Genomic DNA, 18,082 nt, shown 5'->3' with positions numbered 1-18,082 from the left:
ATAAAATGTTAATATCATGAATTCTTTAGAAGAAAATAATGTTGATAAAAATTATTATCAATTATTAAATTTAAATCGAAATGCTTCTGTTGCAGAAGTTAAAAGAGCCTATTTTAAACAAGCTCATCTTTATCATCCTGATATAAACAAAGAAAAAGATGCAGAGAAAAAATTTATAGAAATAAAAAAAGCATATGAAACATTGTCTGATGAAGAAAAAAGAAAAGAATATGATTATTATCTTGATTATCAAAAATTAAGTGAGAATTTTATTATTTTTGATGAAAAAGAAGAGATATATGCAAAACGATTTGGTTTTGATTTAACTTATTTTTCTGATTTATTAAAAAGAGATTTTAATAAATCAGAGTTTGATAAATATATTAATTCTTTATCAGTAGATCAGGTAATGACAATTTATTCTTTTTTTTGAAAAACATTTTGAAGTACAAATTCAATTATGCAAACCATGATTAAAAATAACTCTTTAACTTATTTTTATCAATCTTTCCTTAATTATTTTTTAACAATAGATTTATTAAAAGAATATAAAAGAATTACAAAAAAATCAAGAGAAATAGATAAAAGACTAGATTATTATAAATCTTCTTTTTTAGCAATTAATAAAGGAATAGAAATTTTAAATAATAACAATGCATATGAATATATAATGGATGTAATAACTAAAAGTAAAATATTTGATGATTCAGATTTTGTTTTTTTCTCTATTGAATTAAAAAACGAATTATTATATATTATGAATAAATTAATAGATCTATCTTCAAATATTAACAATAAAAATCCAACAACAATAAAGAAAATTAAAAAAAATAAAAAACGTGTAGATAAGAGTAAAAAATTTTTTATTTCAATTATCGCTTTTATTACTATAATTTTTATCGTTTTTATCGTTTTTGTTGTTTTAAAACTTTTTGATATTATCGAATAATTGTTTTCATAATTAATTTAAGTATTACTAAATGTTATAATTTTTAAATTAATGAAAGATGATGACAAAAAAATTGAGTTAATTAAAAATAAAATTCAAGAAGATATTAGTTTAACACATAAAAAAATGAAAATAAATGTTGTTTTTTCAACTTTTGTTTCTTTTTTTATTATGTTGTTGAACGCATTAATTATTGGTCTCTCAATATGGGCGCTTATAGAATTAGTTAAAGAAATAGTTAATAAAAAATCAGAAGTGAATGTTATTATCCTTCCTACGATTGTTTCTTTGTTTACTATTTGCTTATTTGTATTTTCAATTTTAATTTCTATATACAAAATTAAAAGCAAAGTTTTCTTTTATAAAACTACACTAGAAGAATATCAATATTTAATAATTAAAATAAAAGAAAAAAATATTGAAATTAATGAGGCTGTTGATATATTAAATGAAATTAATAATAAAAAATTTGAATATAAAAAATTAAGTTATAAAAAATTAGCTAAAAAAGTTTTGGGTGGATAAATATGAATTGAGTAACAAAAAATTTTTTAAATCCGATTGAAGATGGGTATCAATATGCGATTAATAATCGAAAAATAGCTTTATATAAAAAATATTTTTTCTTTTTATTATTTGTTTTAGTTTCATTAATTGCTTTATTATCTACGCTTATTTTAAGTATTTTATCAACATTAAAATTAGCAAAACTTTGAATATTCGAAGCTAGTGCAGCAGAAGGGAATGAGCAATTATCACAAATATTGGATAATTATGTTTATATTACAAATACTATTTCAGCTTGTGTTGCTTTAATAAGTACTATTTCAGCTTTTTTTGCTTTTAAAGATGGCTATTTAAAAAATAGAACATTATATCGCAAATTAGATTTTGAAATATATCAATTTGAAAATGAAATGGGATATTATTACAAACAAATAGAAATAAATAGAAGAGCTTTGTTTGTTGATCGGGTATTTTTGATACTAGATGAAGCATCAAATATTAATAAGATAAATAAATTAAAGGAAAAAAATGATTAATAACAAAAAGAAAAATGAAAAAGATAAAACATTATTAGTAAGTGATTTTAATAATTCTGTTGAACAAATTGTTGAATATTATTTATTAAACGAATATACAAATTTATCCAAAAAAATTCTTAAGTCTAAAGTTATTTTTATATTTATGAATTTAATTTCTTTTTTAATGAGCACAACAATTGTTATCTTAACAATGTTTGTTATTGGAAAGGAAATTGGTGGTAAAAATATTCAAATGATTTTTGTTTCTATTTCAATAATAACTTCAACAATTACGTTTATTGTTGGATTAGATGGAATATTTAGATTTAAAAAAAGAAAAGAAATTTATTTGAGAAGAATAAGTGAATTAAATAACTTTTTGGATTATATTGATAAGAATTATCAAGACAAAAAAAATGTAAAGGAAATTGTTATTAAAGTAAGCGAAAAATTACATGAACTTGAAAATGATCAAATAACTTAAAGATAAAAATTTTTTATTTTTCATCCAACGAATCAATTCTATTTTTATGTCTTCCACCTTCAAATTTATTTTTAAAAAATTCTTCAATCATTTTTTCTGCTTGTTCAATTGTTATTTGTCTTCCACCAAATAATAAAATATTTGCGTTATTGTGTTCTCTGGCTAATTTTGCGTCTTCAATTGAAGTAATTCTTGCTCCTCTTATACCTTTAAATCTATTTACTGCAAAAGAAATACCTAATCCAGTACCGCAAACACCAATGCCATAAGAACCATTATTTTGCAAAACGTTTTTAGCCAGTTTTTTTCCATAATCAGCATATGAAACTGAATTAGTATTATTATCAGTTCCTAAATCTATAACTTCATAATTATTTTTTTTTAAATAATTTTTGATATTGTTTTTTAAATCATATCCAGCATGATCACTACTTAAGTAAATTTTTTCTTTCATCTATCTTAACCTCATTCCTGTTTTAGTATCTATTATTATTGAAGGAGTTCCTGAACCTTTACCAAAATCAAAATATTTTAAATTTGGAAAAATTTTTTTTGCCTCGTTAATATCTTTAATTATACTTTCATTTGATATGTTTGCTGAACTTAAATAAAAAGGCCCTTCATTTTCAATAAATTTTAATAATTCTTTATTATTCGGCATTCTATATGCATTATCATTAATAATCAAAGTAACATTACCTGGTCAATATTTATTAATGTATTCTAAATGAATTTTATTAATATTTTCTATTTTTTTTAATTGTTCAATTGATGATACAACAATAATTAATTTTTTAGATAAATCTCTCTTTTTTAATTTATAGATTTTATTTTTAACTTTGTCATTAACTTTACCACCAATACCTAAAACAGTATCAGTAGTCACTATAAAAACATCATAATCTTTTAACAATTTCATTTTTATATAAATAATAAATAAAATAAAAAAAATATTTAATTTTTCTTTAATTAATTATTAAGAAAGAATGAATTTTTTTAACATATTTCTAGTAGAACCAAATTCATTTTCAATATCTTCTTTATATGCATCCACAATTATTTTTTTGTTTGCCAAAATAATAATTCTTTCAGCCATTTCTTCAATTGAGTCTACATCGTGACTTATCATTACAAGTGTAATTTTATTTTTTTTGCAAAAATCTATAATATATTTCTGAAGTTTGTTTTTTACTGAAATATCTAATCCTGTGGTAAATTCATCTAAAAATAATATTTTTGGTTTTCCTATAATCGAAAGAAAAACATTAACTCTTTGCTGTTGTCCTCCTGAAAGTTTGGACATTTTTATGTTTAAAATGTCATCTATTCCAAAAGCTTTTATTCCTTCGATTATTTCTTCTTCATAGTTTTTGGAATTAGTTAATTTAATAGTAAATTCAATTAAATCTTTTGGAGTTAATGATGAAGGAAATTGAAGATCTTGAAATTGTACAGAAAGTTTTTCATAAGGTTTTTTATTGTAATTGAATAAATAATCTATATTTCCACTTTTAGGTTTTATAAAACCACAAATTGTAGATATCATTGTTGTTTTTCCTGCTCCATTTGGGCCTAAAAAAGCAACTTTTTCATTTTCATAAATTTCAAAATTTATATTTTTATAAATTACTTTTGATTTAAAGTTATGTGATAGATCTTTAACAACAATAAGTGCATTTTGAGACGAATATGCATCTTTCTTGATGAAAGATTTTATATTATCATAAGGATTTTCTTTTTCGTTTTTTACTAATTTTTTTCATTCAATCATATATAAATCCTATCTACTTGTTCATTTAAATTGTTTAATAGAAATTATTATTGCTAAAATCGAAATTAAATATGGCATGATAACATTTAAAATATTTTGCCATGGATCGAAAATTGGAGTTATCACAATTTTAGAAATAAATGTTTTAACAGAGTTATTTTCATCTTGTAATATCTGAGTTGTACTTCAATCAAATATCTTAAAAGTGTGATTGAAATCAAATATACCATGATATTTGTATGATTGGATCTCTAAAATTTTTTCTTCCAAATTCGTATTAGGAAGCAAACCTATTGTTTCATTTAATTCCAAAATAGTTTTACTATTATTTGGCAATAAAACAATATTCATTTGATTTAAACAATAAGATACAGGTGATAACAAAGAAATATAACTAACTGCTTTTGTGCGAAATAAAACAGAAATTGGAATGAATTGTCCTGATAGTATGACTGAAATCATGATAAGACTAAAACCAATAATTTGTACAAGATTATTTTTGTTTATTAAAACACCCAATAATAATCCAATAGATAAACAACAAATATAAACATTTAGAAGAGAATAGATTAGTTCATATCAATTTATATATTCAAATCCTGCTTTTGCGTTGACATTAAGAAAAATGGCATATAACAAAATTATTAAAAATGTCACAGACAAAATCATAGTAAAGTTGTATAAAATAACAATTAAAATAAATTTAACGGATGTTATTCTAGAGTTTGCTATTTTTCTAAGGATAATGGATGTTTTAAATTCAACGATCATTTGAGGCAAAGAAATAAAACATAAAGGTAAAATCGAAAAAGAAAAATATGATGGTAATCCGCTAATAAATAACGAACTTTCGTTCTTACTTAGAATTTTATATATCACCATAAGAAACAAAGGGATGATTAGAGCTGATAAAGGACCTATTTTAGATTTCCAAAAATGTCTATTAACCAACTCAAGAACTGCAATCTCTTGTATTTTTTGTTCTTTTTCCATATCAACCACAAAATTTTACAACAAAAATAAATGTTGTTCTTTTTAAATAGTGTGAACTTTAACTTTCTAAAACCTCATTACATCTAATACATAATTCGTTTTTTATTTCTTTTTTTTCGAAATGATTTCAACATCTTTGACATTTTAAAGAATCAAATTTATTAACTTTATTTTCATTTGAAAATTCTATTTTACCTACCATAAGCAACATTTTTAAGTTTAATGATTTGATAAAATCTGAATTTGTATTCAAAGTAACAAACGCTTCATTTGATCTTTTTATTATGTTTGATTTAATGCTTTGTTCAATTAATTTATAAATTTCGTTTTTTAAAATAAAAAATTCTTTTCATTTTTCTTCTTCTTGATATTGTTCGATTTTGTTTACTTCGTAAAACGATTCAAGACAAATAGATATTTTTTTATTTTCTTTATTAAAAAATTGATAAGCTTCTTCGCAAGTTGTTGGTATTATGGGATACAAGGATATTAAAATAAAATCAAGAATTTCATAAATAACAAATTGAACTTCTCTACGAATTTTGCTATCTGGTTTTTCTACATAAAGAATATCTTTTGTAATTGATAAGTAAAAAGTAGATAAGTCAACAACAAAATTATTAATATCTTTTACAATGTTTATGAATTGATAATCGTCATAAAATTTTTTAACTTTAATTTTTAAATTTTCTAATCGTTCTTTTATCAATAAATTTATACCTGTTAATTTTGTTTTTTCGTATTTATAATCATATAAATTTGACAATAAAAATCTTATTGTATTTCTAAATTTACGATAAAGTTCTCCTGTTTGATTAATTATATTTTTTGAAATTGAAATATCATTTGAGTATTCACTATTTGCTGCTCAAAGCCTTAATATATCAGCGCCATTTTCATTAATAATATCAATTGGATCAATTCCATTACCTAAAGATTTAGACATCTTTCTTCCTTTTTCATCTACAACAAAACCATGAGATAAAAGTTCTTTAAAAGGGGCATTATTTGAATAAGCAACAGAATTAATTAATGATGAATTAAATCAACCTCGATATTGATCACTACCTTCAAAATATAAATCAAATGGTGGTTGAATACCATCTATATCCACTCCTAAAAATGAAGTCCCAGAATCAAATCAAACATCCATAATATCATTTTCTTTAGTTCAATTTTTATTTCGATAATTTTCAGGAAGTAATTCATCAACTGATTTTTCGTATCAAATATTTGTTCCATGTTTTTCTACAAGATTAATTACATAGTCAAAAATTTCTTCTTTCATAACAACATTCTTATTTTCGTCATAAAAAATAATTATTGGAACACCTCAAGCTCTTTGTCTTGAAATTGTTCAATCTTCTCTATTTTGAATCATTGTTAATAATCTTTTGTAACCTCATTCAGAATAAAATTTAACTTCTTTAAGAGAATTGATAATTCTATCTTTTATTTTATTTATCGAAACAAATCATTGTGGTGTACCTCTAAAAATAATAGGTTTTTTTGTTCTTCAATCATGAGGATATTGATGTTTTATAAATTTTAGTTTAACTAGATAATTATTTTCTTCTAATCATTTCCCAATATTTTTATTTGCATCTTCATAAAAAATATTTTGATATTCATTTCCTGACTCGTTAATTGTTCCATCATCATTGATATGCATTATCATATTTAGATTATTTTTTTTACCAATTATGAAATCGTCTTCTCCAAAAAGCGGAGCTATATGCACAAGTCCAGAACCAGCTTCTAAAGTTACATGATGTCCAGAAATTACAGGACAAATATTATTGTTTACAATTGATAGATATTCAATGTTTAAAATATCTTTCCCTTTAAAATTTTTGATGATTTCAAAATCTTTTCATTCAAAAGTTTTGGTTAAAGAATCTACTAGTTTAGTTGCAATAATATAATTTTCGTTTTTATACTTTAATAATGAATAATCAAAATCATTGTTAATAGCAATACCAGCATTTGCAATTAATGTTCAGGGTGTAGTTGTTCAGATTAACAAGTTATCATTTTTCTTAACAATTTCATTTCCTTTTGTTACAGGAAATTTTACAAAAATTGATGGAGATCTATGTTCTTGATATTCAACTTCTGCTTCAGCTAGAGCAGATTGAGAAGAAGGAGATCAATAAACAGGTTTAAGACCGCGGTAAATTAAACCGTCCAAACACATTTTTTTGAAAACTTTTAATTGTTTAACTTCGTAAGATTTATCAAGTGTTTTATAAATTTTTTCAAAATCACTTAACATCTGTAATTTTAAAAATTGTTTTTTTTGAATTTCTATTTGACTTAAAGCGTATTTTGCTGCATTTTTTCTAAGGTCAATTACAGAAATTTTTTTATGATCTACATTCATTTCATTAAGCATTTTATTTTCAATAGGCAAACCATGAGTATCTCAACCAGGAATATATGGTGTATAAAAGTTGTTAATAGACTTGTACCTAATGATAATATCCTTAATAATTTTGTTTAAAGCATGACCTGTATGCAGGGAACCATTTGCATAGGGAGGGCCATCATGAAGAATAAAATTGGTACTATTTTTATTTTTTTCTAGAACTTTTTCATAGATATCATTATCTTTTCATATTTTTCTGAAATAAGGTTCTTTAATTTTTAAATCAGCTTTCATTGAAAATTCTGTATTTGGCATGTTTAAAGTTGATTTATAGTCTTTTTTTTCTTCCATAAAATCGCTTTCTTGTGTAAACTAAAATTATTATCATTATTTTATTAAGAAAAATTTTAAAATTGAGTAAAATTAGTGTAATTCTTAAATAATATAAAGTTTTGTAACAAAATGTCAAGAAAGTGGTAATTATAGTGCCTTATATCGTTAAAAAATTAGAAACTCAAGAAATAGAAGTCGGAAACAGAAAAACTCTTATTTTAGATGTTGAGAAAACAATGGAATTAACTGAAGAAATGAGTTTAAATGGAGAATTGGGTAAAGGTTTAACTTACAAAGAAGCGATTCAGATTAAAAATAATTTTGGTGATTTGACACTTTTCAAAGATTTAGTAAATAAAAGTGATTCTAAATGAATTTCTATCATCAGACAAATTGAAAATATTGATGAATTTTACAATATTGTTTGAGAAAAAACAATTTTAGAACTTATGTTTATGTCTCAATACTATATTTCATTAATTTCCAAATTAGAATCATTTGAACAAGTTATTAAAGGTGGAGCTGAATTTGATTATTGATTTTTGAATAGTGTTAAATACAATATGCTTGAAAAAATAAAAGATTTTTATTTAAAAACAACACAAATTTATGCAAATAAAGTTTCTATTGATGTTTATGAAACTGATATTGAAATAAAAGTAAAAGAGATTTTAGATGAAATTGAGAATAATCATTTATTACAAGTAAGAGATCTATTAAAAACAACTTGAAACAATACAATGTCCAAATTCAAAGAATGAGAAGTAGTTCAAAATAAAAAAAGAAGAACAATAATATTTGATTAGTTGCTAAGTTAAGGAATTGTTGCGATGAGTTCAAGAATTGATAATAATAAAATCATTTTATTTGGTCTTTCAAATCAAGTTAGTTTAGCTAAGTTGGTTGCAAAATCTTTAAAAATAGATTTGACTGAAATTGAAAAAACCGTTTTTGCAGATAAAGAAATTCTTGTAAGATCAAGTAAAACAGTTCGCAATAAAAAAGTTTATATAATTTGTAGTATTAATAGTCATGATGCATTAATGGAACTTTTGTTGTTTGTTGATTCTTTAAAAAGAGCTTCAGCTTCAAGCATTATGGTTATTTCGACTTATTTAGGATATTCTAGACAAGATAGAAAAGCATCACAAAGAGAACCGATTGGAGCTAAATTAATAGCTAGATTATTAGAAATTTCTGGTGTAAACAAATTAATTACATTTGATCTACATAATCCATCAATTCAAGGATTTTATGATATACCAGTTGATGATTTAAGATGAGTTTATCCTTTAACTCATTCTTTGATTAAAGAAGAAAAAAAAATGAAGTTTACCATTGTTTCTCCTGATCATGGGGGTGCGGTTAGAGCAAGAAAATTTGCTGAGTTAATTACAAAAGATATTGATATAGCTATAGTTGATAAACGAAGAACCGGTCCTAATAAGTCTGAAATTGTTGGATTACTTGGCGATGTTAAAAATAAGAATTGTATTATTATTGATGACATAATTGATACAGGTGGAACAATTGTAAAAGCAGCAGAATATCTTAAAAAAATAGGAGCAAAACAAATTTATTTGGCAGCAACCCATGGTTTATTTTCAAAAGGTTTTGAAATTTTTGATGAGTCAAATGCAATTGATAAAGTGTTAATTTCAGATTCAATTCCTAACGTAGATAGGATAAATTCTAAAAAAATTGAAATTATTTCATTACAAAAAATGATATCTGCTGCAATTGATATTGATTTTAATTCTAAGTCAATGTCTGATTTATATTCGTTTAAAAAATTGAATTAATATTATGTTTGAGTGAGAAAAGAAAACATTTGATTATGTTAATAATAGTTTAATTTATCAAAAGTTAAAAATATACGTTGAATTAATCAATATTAATAATGATAATTTTAATTTAACAGGTTTTGATGAAAAAACAATATGAAGAGACGGAATATATCAATCTATTGTTTTATTGGATAAATTTATTAATTTTAAGTCACAAAAAATTAAATTATTGGACATAGGTTCAGGTGTTGGATTTCCTTCTATTCCATTTTTTATTTTTGCAAATAATAAAATTGAATTAACTATTTATGAACCAATTAAAAAAAGAATTATATTTTTGAATTTAGTAAAAGATAAATTAAATTTAAAAAATATAAAAATTGTCAACAAAAGAATTGAAGATGAAGAAAATTTTTCTGAAAAGTTTGATTGTATTACAGCTAGAGCAGTTATGCCTTTAAATATGTTGATTGAAGTTTCTTCAAAATGTGGTAATCTTGGCTGCAAATATGTTTTCTTAAAATCAAAAAATATTTATCAAGAATTAAAAGAATCAGATTGAATTATTAATCGATTATCAATCAAAGATATAAAAATTACAAAAGTAGATTTAGATGATAAAAAAGAACATAATGTATGCACTTATACAAAAATGGTAGAAACACCAAAACAATTCCCTAGAAAATGAGCAGAAATTAAAAGAAATAATAAAATTAGATAATATTTATGAATAAATCTAGCATAGTTATTTTTCATATAGATGTTGATTCATTTTTTGTTGCTGCAGAAGTTTCATTAAGACCAGAATTAAAGAATAAAGATATCGCAATTAGTCATAATCGCTCATCTTCAATAGTTACCTCTTTATCTTATTCAGCTAAACAAAAAGGCGCTAGAGTTCCAATGAAATTATTTGATGTCAAAAAAATTTGCCCTAATTTAATTAATTTAAAACCAAATTATTTTCTTTATGAAACATTATCTAAAAGAATTTTTAATTTTATAAAAAAAAATTACTCATTAAAAATTGAAGTTGGTTCAATAGATGAATGGTATATTGATGTTTCAAAATATGTAAAAATATATAATTCACCAATTGTACTTGCCAAAAAAATACAAAATGATATTTTAAGTAAATTTAATGTTAGTGTCTCAATTGGTATTTCATATAACAAGTTTTTAGCAAAAATGGCAACCGATCTTAATAAACCTTGCGGAATTACTTTAATTAGAAAAAAAGATATTAAAGAAAAAATTTGACCTTTAAAAATAAATTTGTTTGTTGGTATTGGAGTTTCATTAGCAAATCAATTAATGGAAGAACACATTTTAACAATTGGCGATTTAGCAAAAATAGATAAAAATAATTCTAAATTTATCAAAATATTTAAAAACAAAATTGATTATTATATTGATAATGCCAATGGAATTGGTGATAACAAAATTAATATTGCAAATGATATAAAAGAAACCTCTTCTATTGGATCACAACATTCATTTGAAAAAAAAGAAGAAAGTGACATTTTAGAAATTTCTTTGTTAATGAAAAAATTGTGTAAAAGAATTTCTTATGATTTAATTAAAAAAAATTTAATTGCTCAAAATATTCATGTTTCAATCAAATATGTTAATAAAAAAAATTTTTCTTTCTCAAAAAAAATTTTAATGCCAACAAATGATTTTATGGATATTTATAATCATGCTTTAAAGTTATTTCTTAAAATGTGAACTGAAAAAGAGATCAAAGTACTTTCTGTCTCTGTTTCTTTATTAAAATCAACATATAATGAAGATAGATATAGTTCCTTGCTAGAATGTAAAAACAAAAATGAAAATAATAATGTAGTTAATATAATTAACAAAATAAATAGTAAGATGAAATTTAATAATTTAAAATTATTATCAGATAAAAAGTAGGTTGTATGAATAATATAGTAAAAATATTAGTTCTTTCTGATATTCATGGGAATACGAAAATTCTTCAAAAAATAATTGATAATGTTGAACATGATTATTCAATAATTGCTGGTGATTTTACTTGTGATGATTCAATAATTAATAAATATATAAATTTTGCAGTTAGAGGGAACAACGATTGAAATTCTTCTTTCAAAGATGAATTAGATTTTGAAATTAATGGTATTAAATTTCATTTGGAACACGGACATTTAATTGGCTCTTATTCTCAGTTAGATAATTATGAATTTATGCACAAAGTTTTAATTGATCAAAAATGCGACATTTTAATTCATGGTCATACTCATATTCCAAAAATATTTGAATATAAAGAAGGGTTGGTTATGAATCCAGGATCAACTACATTTCCTCGAGGAGGGTCAAACGCTTCTTATGCTATAATAACGATTAATCAAAATAAAATTGTTGAATGTGAAATAATTGATATTAAATAATATTCTTGAGAGGTTAGTATGTTTGATTTTATTGGTTCTAGAATGCAAAAAGCAATTGAAAAGGCAACCAAAAAAACTCAACTTAAAGAAACAGACATTTTAGAAATTACAAGAGATATTAAATTGGCTTTGTTAGAAGCAGATGTTAATTTGAAAGTTGTAAAAAGTTTTATTGATTCAATTAAAGAAAAAGTTGTTGGTCAAGAATTAATGAAACAATTAAATCCAGGACAACAAATGGTAAAAATTGTTAAAGAAGAATTGACTAATATTCTTGGTAATAAAGTTAGAGAATTTCAAATTAATAAAAAACCTTTCATAATTATGATGACAGGATTACAAGGTGGAGGTAAGACAACAACAACAGCGAAACTTGCTGCTTATCTTAGAAAGAAACAAAATATTGAAAAAATATTATTAGTTGCAGCAGATGTATATCGTCCTGCAGCTATTCAACAATTAATTTCTTTGGCTAAACAAATTAATGTTGATTATTATGAAAAATCAAGTTCGCAGAATGTTGATTTAATTGTAAAAGAAGCTATCGATAAAGCTTATAGTGAAAAATATGATTTAGTTATTATTGATACAGCTGGTCGTTTGTCAATTGATGAAAAATTAATGGATGAATTAGTAAGAGTAAAATCTATTGCTAAACCTAATGAGATTTTCTTTGTGGCTGATGCTCTATCAGGTCAAGATATTATTAATGTAGCAACAACATTTAACGAAAAATTAAAATTGACAGGATCTATAATTACCAAATTAGATTCAGATGCTCGTGGTGGAGCTGCTTTGTCAATTAGATATCTTTTAAATGTACCAATTGTTTTTATTGGTACAGGAGAAAAAATTTCAAATATGGATTTGTTTTATCCAGACAGAATGGCTGAAAGAATTCTTGGAATGGGGGATGTTCTTTCATTGATTGAAAAAGCTGAAGAAGTAATTGATGAAAAAAAATCAAAAAAAATGTTGCATAAAATGATGAAGGGTGAATTTGATTTGGATGATTTGTTGGATAATTTGAAGCAAGTTAAAAAAATAGGTTCATTACAAAAAATTTTAAAATTTTTGCCTGGCAATTTAAAGGTAGATAACACTAAAGCTGAAAAAGCTGATGAAAAGTTAAAATTATTTGAAATTATTATTTCATCAATGACATTAGAAGAGAGAAAAAATCCGAGATTACTAAAAAACGCTTCAAGAAAAGAAAGAATTATTAAAGGTAGTGGTCGAAGCGCACAAGAGTACAATATGTTAATAAATGAATTTGATCAAATGAAAAAAAGGATGAAAGAATTTTCGACAAAAGCAAAAGGCGGACAATTTGATCCTTCAAATTTTGGGATATAAAAAATCTTGCTTTTAGCAAGAAATTTTATATTCTAATTTCAAATGAATAAATTTTATACAATTTCATGTCTAAATAAGTTCATTCAAAGTTAAAATCTACTGAAGAATTTGTATACCTAGTGATTGAAAATTTAATTGTTCCTTTTGATGAAGCTACTCTTGAAATAACATCTTCAATTACTTTCATTATTAATTTATCTCCTATTATAGGTTGTGCATTACTATCAAATTCCACATAATCGTAATAATCTGTTACTGAAAGTTTCGGAAAAAAATCATCAGCAGTTATTACTTCATTAGTTTCATCTGAATTAATAGAATCATTGGTTTTGACATTTGTACATGAAACAGATAACGACATAATTGGAACAATTAAAAAAATTGAGATAAAAGTTATGGCAAATATTTTTTTAATAAAGCATCCTTTAATTATTATTTTCTTTTGAAATTAATCATTGTTTTAATTCTTCAAAAGTGAAGTTATACTCTTTAGCTTCGTTAAGTAAATCGCTAGAAATTGTTATTCAATCAATATTTTTATCAACATTGTATGAATTATTTATATATATTTTATTTAAACCTTCATTTTTTTTAAAATATGGTTTATCAAAATTTTCTTCTCATGAAATTTTGAAATTTGAATTATTTATGTTTATAGTTATTATTGGAAAGAAAATACCCGAAAATTCAAATGGCGGGATATAACCTGTATTTGAATTTTCACCAAATCCTTTAATTGTTTCTTTTTTTTGCAGATCATAATAAGTATTTTGACTTATTTTCACATAAATATATTTTGATTCATTTTCTAAATATGAATCAAAGGAAGATTTAGTATTTGAAGTAATTGGCAATCCTTCAAGAGCTGATAATTTAATATAATTTCTTTCAAATATATCATTACTTGATTGTTCTAATTTTAAAATTTTTTTATTTCAAAATCCTTGTTTTATATTGATTGGACTAAATGTTAAACTAGAAAAAGTTTCTTTTATTTCTTCCCCTTTTATTATTATTGAATTTTGAAAGTTTAGAGTTAAGGATTTTTCTCTAGGAATAATAAAATCGTATTTTGTATTTTTATAATTTCCTAGAACAATGTTAATCATTTTAGTAATAGAACCTTTTAAGTATATTTGAATAGTTTTAATATTTTGCATATTAAAAGATTTGTTGATATCGGTACTGTAAATTGTTTGATTATACATCTTGTTTTCATAATGAAAATTAGGTTTCATTACTACATTTTTTTCGTTATTTATTTTGAAAATTATTTCTCTAATTGCATTTTTTTCAAGAAAAGAAAAATCAAAAGCAAAAATATTTGTTTTATTATCTCATTTAAATTTAATTAAACTTTCATTTATGAAATTATCTTCTCATAACTCATTTTTTGAGGTAATATCTTTGCCATTTGAATCATAATAAATATTTTTAATTTCATAATCTTTTTTAACTGTATAAGCATTATTTAATTGGTTTTCTGATTTATTTTTATTTATTTTTATATTTTGAATAGCAGCAATCTTGTCAGTACATACAAGTTGATTAGAATTTGGAATATTTATCATAAAATACCTTCTTGTTGTCTTATTTTTAAATGTCTAAAATATAAATAAATTATTAATATTGGTATATTTTGATAATTAATTTAATGACTGAGTTTTATCGTTTTCATAATTTGTACCTCCTATTAATTAATGCGAAAAAATGTTTAAAAATTAGCAAAAAGATTATAAATTCTTTTTTTATTGAATTTTTTCCACAAACTTCTGTGGAAAAATAGTGGTTGTGGAGATTTTTTTGTAAAATAACAACATGTCAAAAATTATTTTAATTGCCGGTCCTTCAGGCGTTGGCAAAGGAACTATTGAAAAAGAATTATTTAAAGATCCTGCACTTAATTTGTCTTTTTCAATTTCAGCTACAACAAGACCAAAACGAGTAAATGAAATAGAAGGTGAACATTATTTTTTTGTATCAAAAGAAAAATTTGAAAAATTAATAGAAGAAAATGCTTTTTTAGAATATAACAAGCATTTTGATAATTATTATGGAACTTTGATGTCAGAGATAGAGACAAAATTAAATCAGAATAAAAATGTTTTGGTTGAAGTAGAAACAAATGGTGCTGTTAATATCATTAATAAGCTAAAAAAAGAAAAAAAAGAAAATATTTTAATTTCAATTTTTATTGATCCACCATCATTAAAAGAATTAGAAAGAAGAATTAGGAAAAGAAACACAGATACTGAATATCAAATAAAAAAAAGATTAAAAAGAGCAAAAGAAGAAATGTTATGTAAGTCATATTTTCAATATATTGTTAAAAATGATAATATTGATATAACAATTGATAAAATAAAATCAATAATTGTTGATAAGTAGGAGCAAATATGAAATATATTGTTGAAACAAATATCGGAGTTGTAAGAGAAGAAAATCAAGATCGAGCAGCTGTTTTTGAAAATGATTATGTTTTGGTTGCTGTTTTGTGCGATGGAATGGGCGGTCATTTTGGTGGTTCGTTAGCTTCTTCGATTACTATCGAAACATTTAAAAGTAGAATGAATTATTTAATTTCAGATTCAGACAATGTTTATGAATGATTTAAAGAAACAATTAAACAATCCAAACAAAATATGATTATTGAAGCAGGAAATGATGAGAATAAAAAAGATATGGGGACAACAGTTACTTCTGCTATTGTTTTTAAAAAAACTAAAAATATAATTATTTTTAATATTGGTGATTCAAGAACTTATATTTTTGATGGACAATTACATCAAATTACCATTGATCATAATTTAATGAACTATTACATTAAAAATGAAGGTATGTCAAGTTTTGAAGCTTCAAAAATTCCAGGAGCTGCAGCTTTAACATCTGCTTTAGGGCCATCTAAAAAAACAAATATTGAAGCATTCAATATTGATGAAAATTCTTCTTCAAACAAAAGAGTTTTAGTTCTAACATCTGATGGAATTCATGACTATATTGAAAAACCAAAATTTGAATTAATTATGGCTCAGAATATGAATATGGAAGAAAAAGGAAAAACACTAATTGCAGAAGCTATTAAAGGACGATCAGCTGACAATTTAACAGTTGTTATTGTGGAGGTTGAATAATGTCTGCATTTAATATTAATCTTCCCGAAAAATATATTATTAAAAAAGAAATAGGTTCAGGTGGAATGGCTAGGGTTTTTTTGTGTGAAGATAAAGAATTAGGTAAGTATGTTGCTGTTAAAGTTTTGAGTTTAGATCCTTCAACTCCTACTTCTAATCAACAAAGATTTAAAGAAGAGATGCGATTAGTTCAATATATTAAATCCCCTTATATTGTTAAATTTTATGAAGGAAAATATGATAAGCATATAAAGTATCTTTCAATGGAATATGTTCAAGGAAAGATGTTGAAAGAAGTTATTGAAATGCAAGGTAGATTGCAACCAGATCGTGCTGTTGATTTTGCAATTCAAATAGCAAAAGGTTTTTCTGAAATTCATGCTCAAAATATTGTTCACAGAGATTTAAAAACATCAAATGTTATGATTACAAATACTGGTCAAGTTAAAATTATTGATTTTGGAATTGCAATATCAGATGATTCAGCTCGTTTTACGCAGACAGGTAAAGTTATTGGATCTGTTCATTATTTAGCTCCTGAATTAATTGACAAGCAAGAAGCATCGCCACAATCTGATATTTATGCTCTAGGTATTATTATGTATGAAATGTTAATTGGTCATCCTCCTCACAGAGGTAAAACTCCACTTGAAACTGCCTTAAAACATCGTACAGATCCTATTACACCAGTCAATAAAATTTATCCAAATATACCACAAGCTTTGGCAAATATTGTTACTAAAGCAACTGCAAAGAAAAAAGAATTGCGTTATCAATCAATGAGACAATTAGAAGCTGATTTAGCAACTTGTTTAGATCAAAAAAGAGTAACTGAAAAACCTATTGTTTTAGAAGAGAGAAGTTCATTAAGAAGATTTAGTTTGTTTGGCAGAAGAAAACCTTAGTAGTATGAATGATCAAAAATTTATAGTAAATATAGTTCAGTTACCAAATAAAATTTTAAGAGAAAAATCACAAGATGTGGTTTTACCTTTGAGTCCAGAAGATGTTCATTTAGCTGAAACTATGATTTATCATGTTGAGGATAGTATTAAACCAAACTCTAAGTTTAGACCAGCTGTAGGTGTTGCTGCAATTCAATATGGTATACCAAAAAATATGTTTTATGTTTACATTGAAGATGGATTTGGTAACGTTATTTTTAGAGATTTATTAATTAACCCTAAAGTTATTTCAAAATCGAATGCTTTGATAGCACTAAAAGAAGGTGAAGGTTGCCTTAGCGTTAAAGAAAGCGATCCAAATCAAAAAGGATATGTTAAAAGAAGTTTGCGAATTATTGTTGAAGGATATTCATATTTTGAAAAAAAAGTTGTTAGACATGATCAATCAAATTATGTTGCTATTGTACTGCAACATGAATTAGATCATCTTGAAGGAAAACTATTTATTGATCGGATTGATCATAAGAATCCTTGAAAAAAAGAGAAAGATTTATATACTATTTAATTCA

General features: G+C 23.8%; 21 protein-coding genes. 14 read left to right on the top strand and 7 right to left on the bottom strand.

All coding sequences use genetic code 4. The features are described 5' to 3' along the window. Positions 1 to 16 precede the first annotated feature (16 nt). The 4 genes from ACJA28_RS02250 to ACJA28_RS02235 are packed head-to-tail and all read left to right on the top strand — an operon-like array spanning position 17 to position 2,458. Positions 17 to 949 carry a J domain-containing protein gene (locus ACJA28_RS02250; protein WP_022934559.1) on the top strand — a complete coding sequence of 311 codons (933 nt, stop codon included), beginning with the start codon at positions 17 to 19 and terminating at the stop codon, positions 947 to 949. A gap of 51 nt (positions 950 to 1,000) precedes the next feature. Next, positions 1,001 to 1,474, top strand: coding sequence for a hypothetical protein (locus tag ACJA28_RS02245; RefSeq protein ID WP_022934558.1), 474 nt, complete (start codon positions 1,001 to 1,003; stop codon positions 1,472 to 1,474). A gap of 2 nt (positions 1,475 to 1,476) precedes the next feature. Next, complete coding sequence (locus tag ACJA28_RS02240) at positions 1,477 to 1,992, top strand: DUF4231 domain-containing protein (protein WP_022934557.1); 516 nt, start codon at positions 1,477 to 1,479, stop codon at positions 1,990 to 1,992. Beyond that, positions 1,985 to 2,458 carry a hypothetical protein gene (locus tag ACJA28_RS02235; RefSeq protein ID WP_022934556.1) on the top strand — a complete coding sequence of 158 codons (474 nt, stop codon included), beginning with the start codon at positions 1,985 to 1,987 and terminating at the stop codon, positions 2,456 to 2,458. Before ACJA28_RS02240 ends, ACJA28_RS02235 begins: the two co-directional genes overlap by 8 nt. A gap of 13 nt (positions 2,459 to 2,471) precedes the next feature. Here the strand turns inward: ACJA28_RS02235 and rpiB are convergent, their stop codons facing one another. Genes rpiB through ileS form a run of 5 tightly spaced genes read right to left on the bottom strand, consistent with a single transcriptional unit; the run spans position 2,472 to position 7,941 of the window. Continuing rightward, positions 2,472 to 2,912, bottom strand: coding sequence for a ribose 5-phosphate isomerase B (gene rpiB, locus ACJA28_RS02230; protein WP_022934555.1), 441 nt, complete (start codon positions 2,910 to 2,912; stop codon positions 2,472 to 2,474). Next, entirely contained in the window at positions 2,913 to 3,377 is a 465-nt protein-coding gene (locus ACJA28_RS02225) for a Sua5/YciO/YrdC/YwlC family protein (RefSeq protein WP_027121617.1), read from the bottom strand. A gap of 57 nt (positions 3,378 to 3,434) precedes the next feature. Beyond that, positions 3,435 to 4,229 (bottom strand): ABC transporter ATP-binding protein, encoded by a 795-nt coding sequence (locus ACJA28_RS02220; protein ID WP_022934553.1) that lies wholly within the window; start codon positions 4,227 to 4,229, stop codon positions 3,435 to 3,437. A gap of 9 nt (positions 4,230 to 4,238) precedes the next feature. After that, entirely contained in the window at positions 4,239 to 5,222 is a 984-nt protein-coding gene (locus ACJA28_RS02215) for an ABC transporter permease (RefSeq protein ID WP_033378958.1), read from the bottom strand. A 58-nt stretch (positions 5,223 to 5,280) separates the two neighbouring features. Next, complete coding sequence (gene ileS, locus ACJA28_RS02210) at positions 5,281 to 7,941, bottom strand: isoleucine--tRNA ligase (protein WP_022934551.1); 2,661 nt, start codon at positions 7,939 to 7,941, stop codon at positions 5,281 to 5,283. Positions 7,942 to 8,075: 134 nt separating this feature from the next. On the opposite strand from ileS, the gene ACJA28_RS02205 reads away from it, so the two are divergent. The 6 genes from ACJA28_RS02205 to ffh are packed head-to-tail and all read left to right on the top strand — an operon-like array spanning position 8,076 to position 13,477. Next, positions 8,076 to 8,729, top strand: a complete 654-nt coding sequence (locus ACJA28_RS02205) for a hypothetical protein (RefSeq protein WP_022934550.1) — start codon at positions 8,076 to 8,078, stop codon at positions 8,727 to 8,729. A gap of 36 nt (positions 8,730 to 8,765) precedes the next feature. Beyond that, positions 8,766 to 9,725, top strand: a complete 960-nt coding sequence (locus tag ACJA28_RS02200) for a ribose-phosphate diphosphokinase (protein WP_027121616.1) — start codon at positions 8,766 to 8,768, stop codon at positions 9,723 to 9,725. A 4-nt stretch (positions 9,726 to 9,729) separates the two neighbouring features. Beyond that, entirely contained in the window at positions 9,730 to 10,431 is a 702-nt protein-coding gene (gene rsmG, locus ACJA28_RS02195; protein ID WP_027121615.1) for a 16S rRNA (guanine(527)-N(7))-methyltransferase RsmG, read from the top strand. A gap of 5 nt (positions 10,432 to 10,436) precedes the next feature. After that, complete coding sequence (locus ACJA28_RS02190) at positions 10,437 to 11,627, top strand: DNA polymerase IV (protein ID WP_022934547.1); 1,191 nt, start codon at positions 10,437 to 10,439, stop codon at positions 11,625 to 11,627. 5 nt (positions 11,628 to 11,632) lie between these two features. After that, the gene (locus ACJA28_RS02185) at positions 11,633 to 12,121 is read left to right on the top strand and encodes a YfcE family phosphodiesterase (RefSeq protein WP_022934546.1); all 489 of its coding nucleotides are present in this window, start codon (positions 11,633 to 11,635) and stop codon (positions 12,119 to 12,121) included. Positions 12,122 to 12,139: 18 nt separating this feature from the next. Then, the gene (ffh, locus tag ACJA28_RS02180; protein WP_022934545.1) at positions 12,140 to 13,477 is read left to right on the top strand and encodes a signal recognition particle protein; all 1,338 of its coding nucleotides are present in this window, start codon (positions 12,140 to 12,142) and stop codon (positions 13,475 to 13,477) included. A 25-nt stretch (positions 13,478 to 13,502) separates the two neighbouring features. Here ffh and ACJA28_RS02175 read toward each other — a convergent pair whose 3' ends face one another. After that, entirely contained in the window at positions 13,503 to 13,838 is a 336-nt protein-coding gene (locus ACJA28_RS02175) for an MHO_1590 family protein (RefSeq protein ID WP_022934544.1), read from the bottom strand. A gap of 64 nt (positions 13,839 to 13,902) precedes the next feature. Continuing rightward, positions 13,903 to 15,048 carry a hypothetical protein gene (locus ACJA28_RS02170; RefSeq protein WP_022934543.1) on the bottom strand — a complete coding sequence of 382 codons (1,146 nt, stop codon included), beginning with the start codon at positions 15,046 to 15,048 and terminating at the stop codon, positions 13,903 to 13,905. A 247-nt stretch (positions 15,049 to 15,295) separates the two neighbouring features. On the opposite strand from ACJA28_RS02170, the gene gmk reads away from it, so the two are divergent. The 4 genes from gmk to def are packed head-to-tail and all read left to right on the top strand — an operon-like array spanning position 15,296 to position 18,078. After that, complete coding sequence (gmk, locus tag ACJA28_RS02165) at positions 15,296 to 15,865, top strand: guanylate kinase (RefSeq protein WP_022934542.1); 570 nt, start codon at positions 15,296 to 15,298, stop codon at positions 15,863 to 15,865. 8 nt (positions 15,866 to 15,873) lie between these two features. Further along, entirely contained in the window at positions 15,874 to 16,608 is a 735-nt protein-coding gene (locus ACJA28_RS02160; RefSeq protein WP_022934541.1) for a PP2C family serine/threonine-protein phosphatase, read from the top strand. Further along, a complete protein-coding gene (locus ACJA28_RS02155) occupies positions 16,608 to 17,513 on the top strand; it encodes a serine/threonine-protein kinase (RefSeq protein WP_022934540.1) in 906 nt (301 codons plus the stop codon). Before ACJA28_RS02160 ends, ACJA28_RS02155 begins: the two co-directional genes overlap by 1 nt. Positions 17,514 to 17,517: 4 nt before the next feature. Then, positions 17,518 to 18,078 (top strand): peptide deformylase, encoded by a 561-nt coding sequence (gene def, locus ACJA28_RS02150; protein WP_022934539.1) that lies wholly within the window; start codon positions 17,518 to 17,520, stop codon positions 18,076 to 18,078. Positions 18,079 to 18,082 lie beyond the last annotated feature (4 nt).

This window comes from Mesomycoplasma moatsii (assembly GCF_045276915.1).
GTDB lineage: Bacteria > Bacillota_I > Bacilli_A > Mycoplasmatales > Metamycoplasmataceae > UBA710.
Note: the sequence above shows the minus strand (reverse complement) of the source record. Positions and strands in the feature narration are given on the sequence as shown.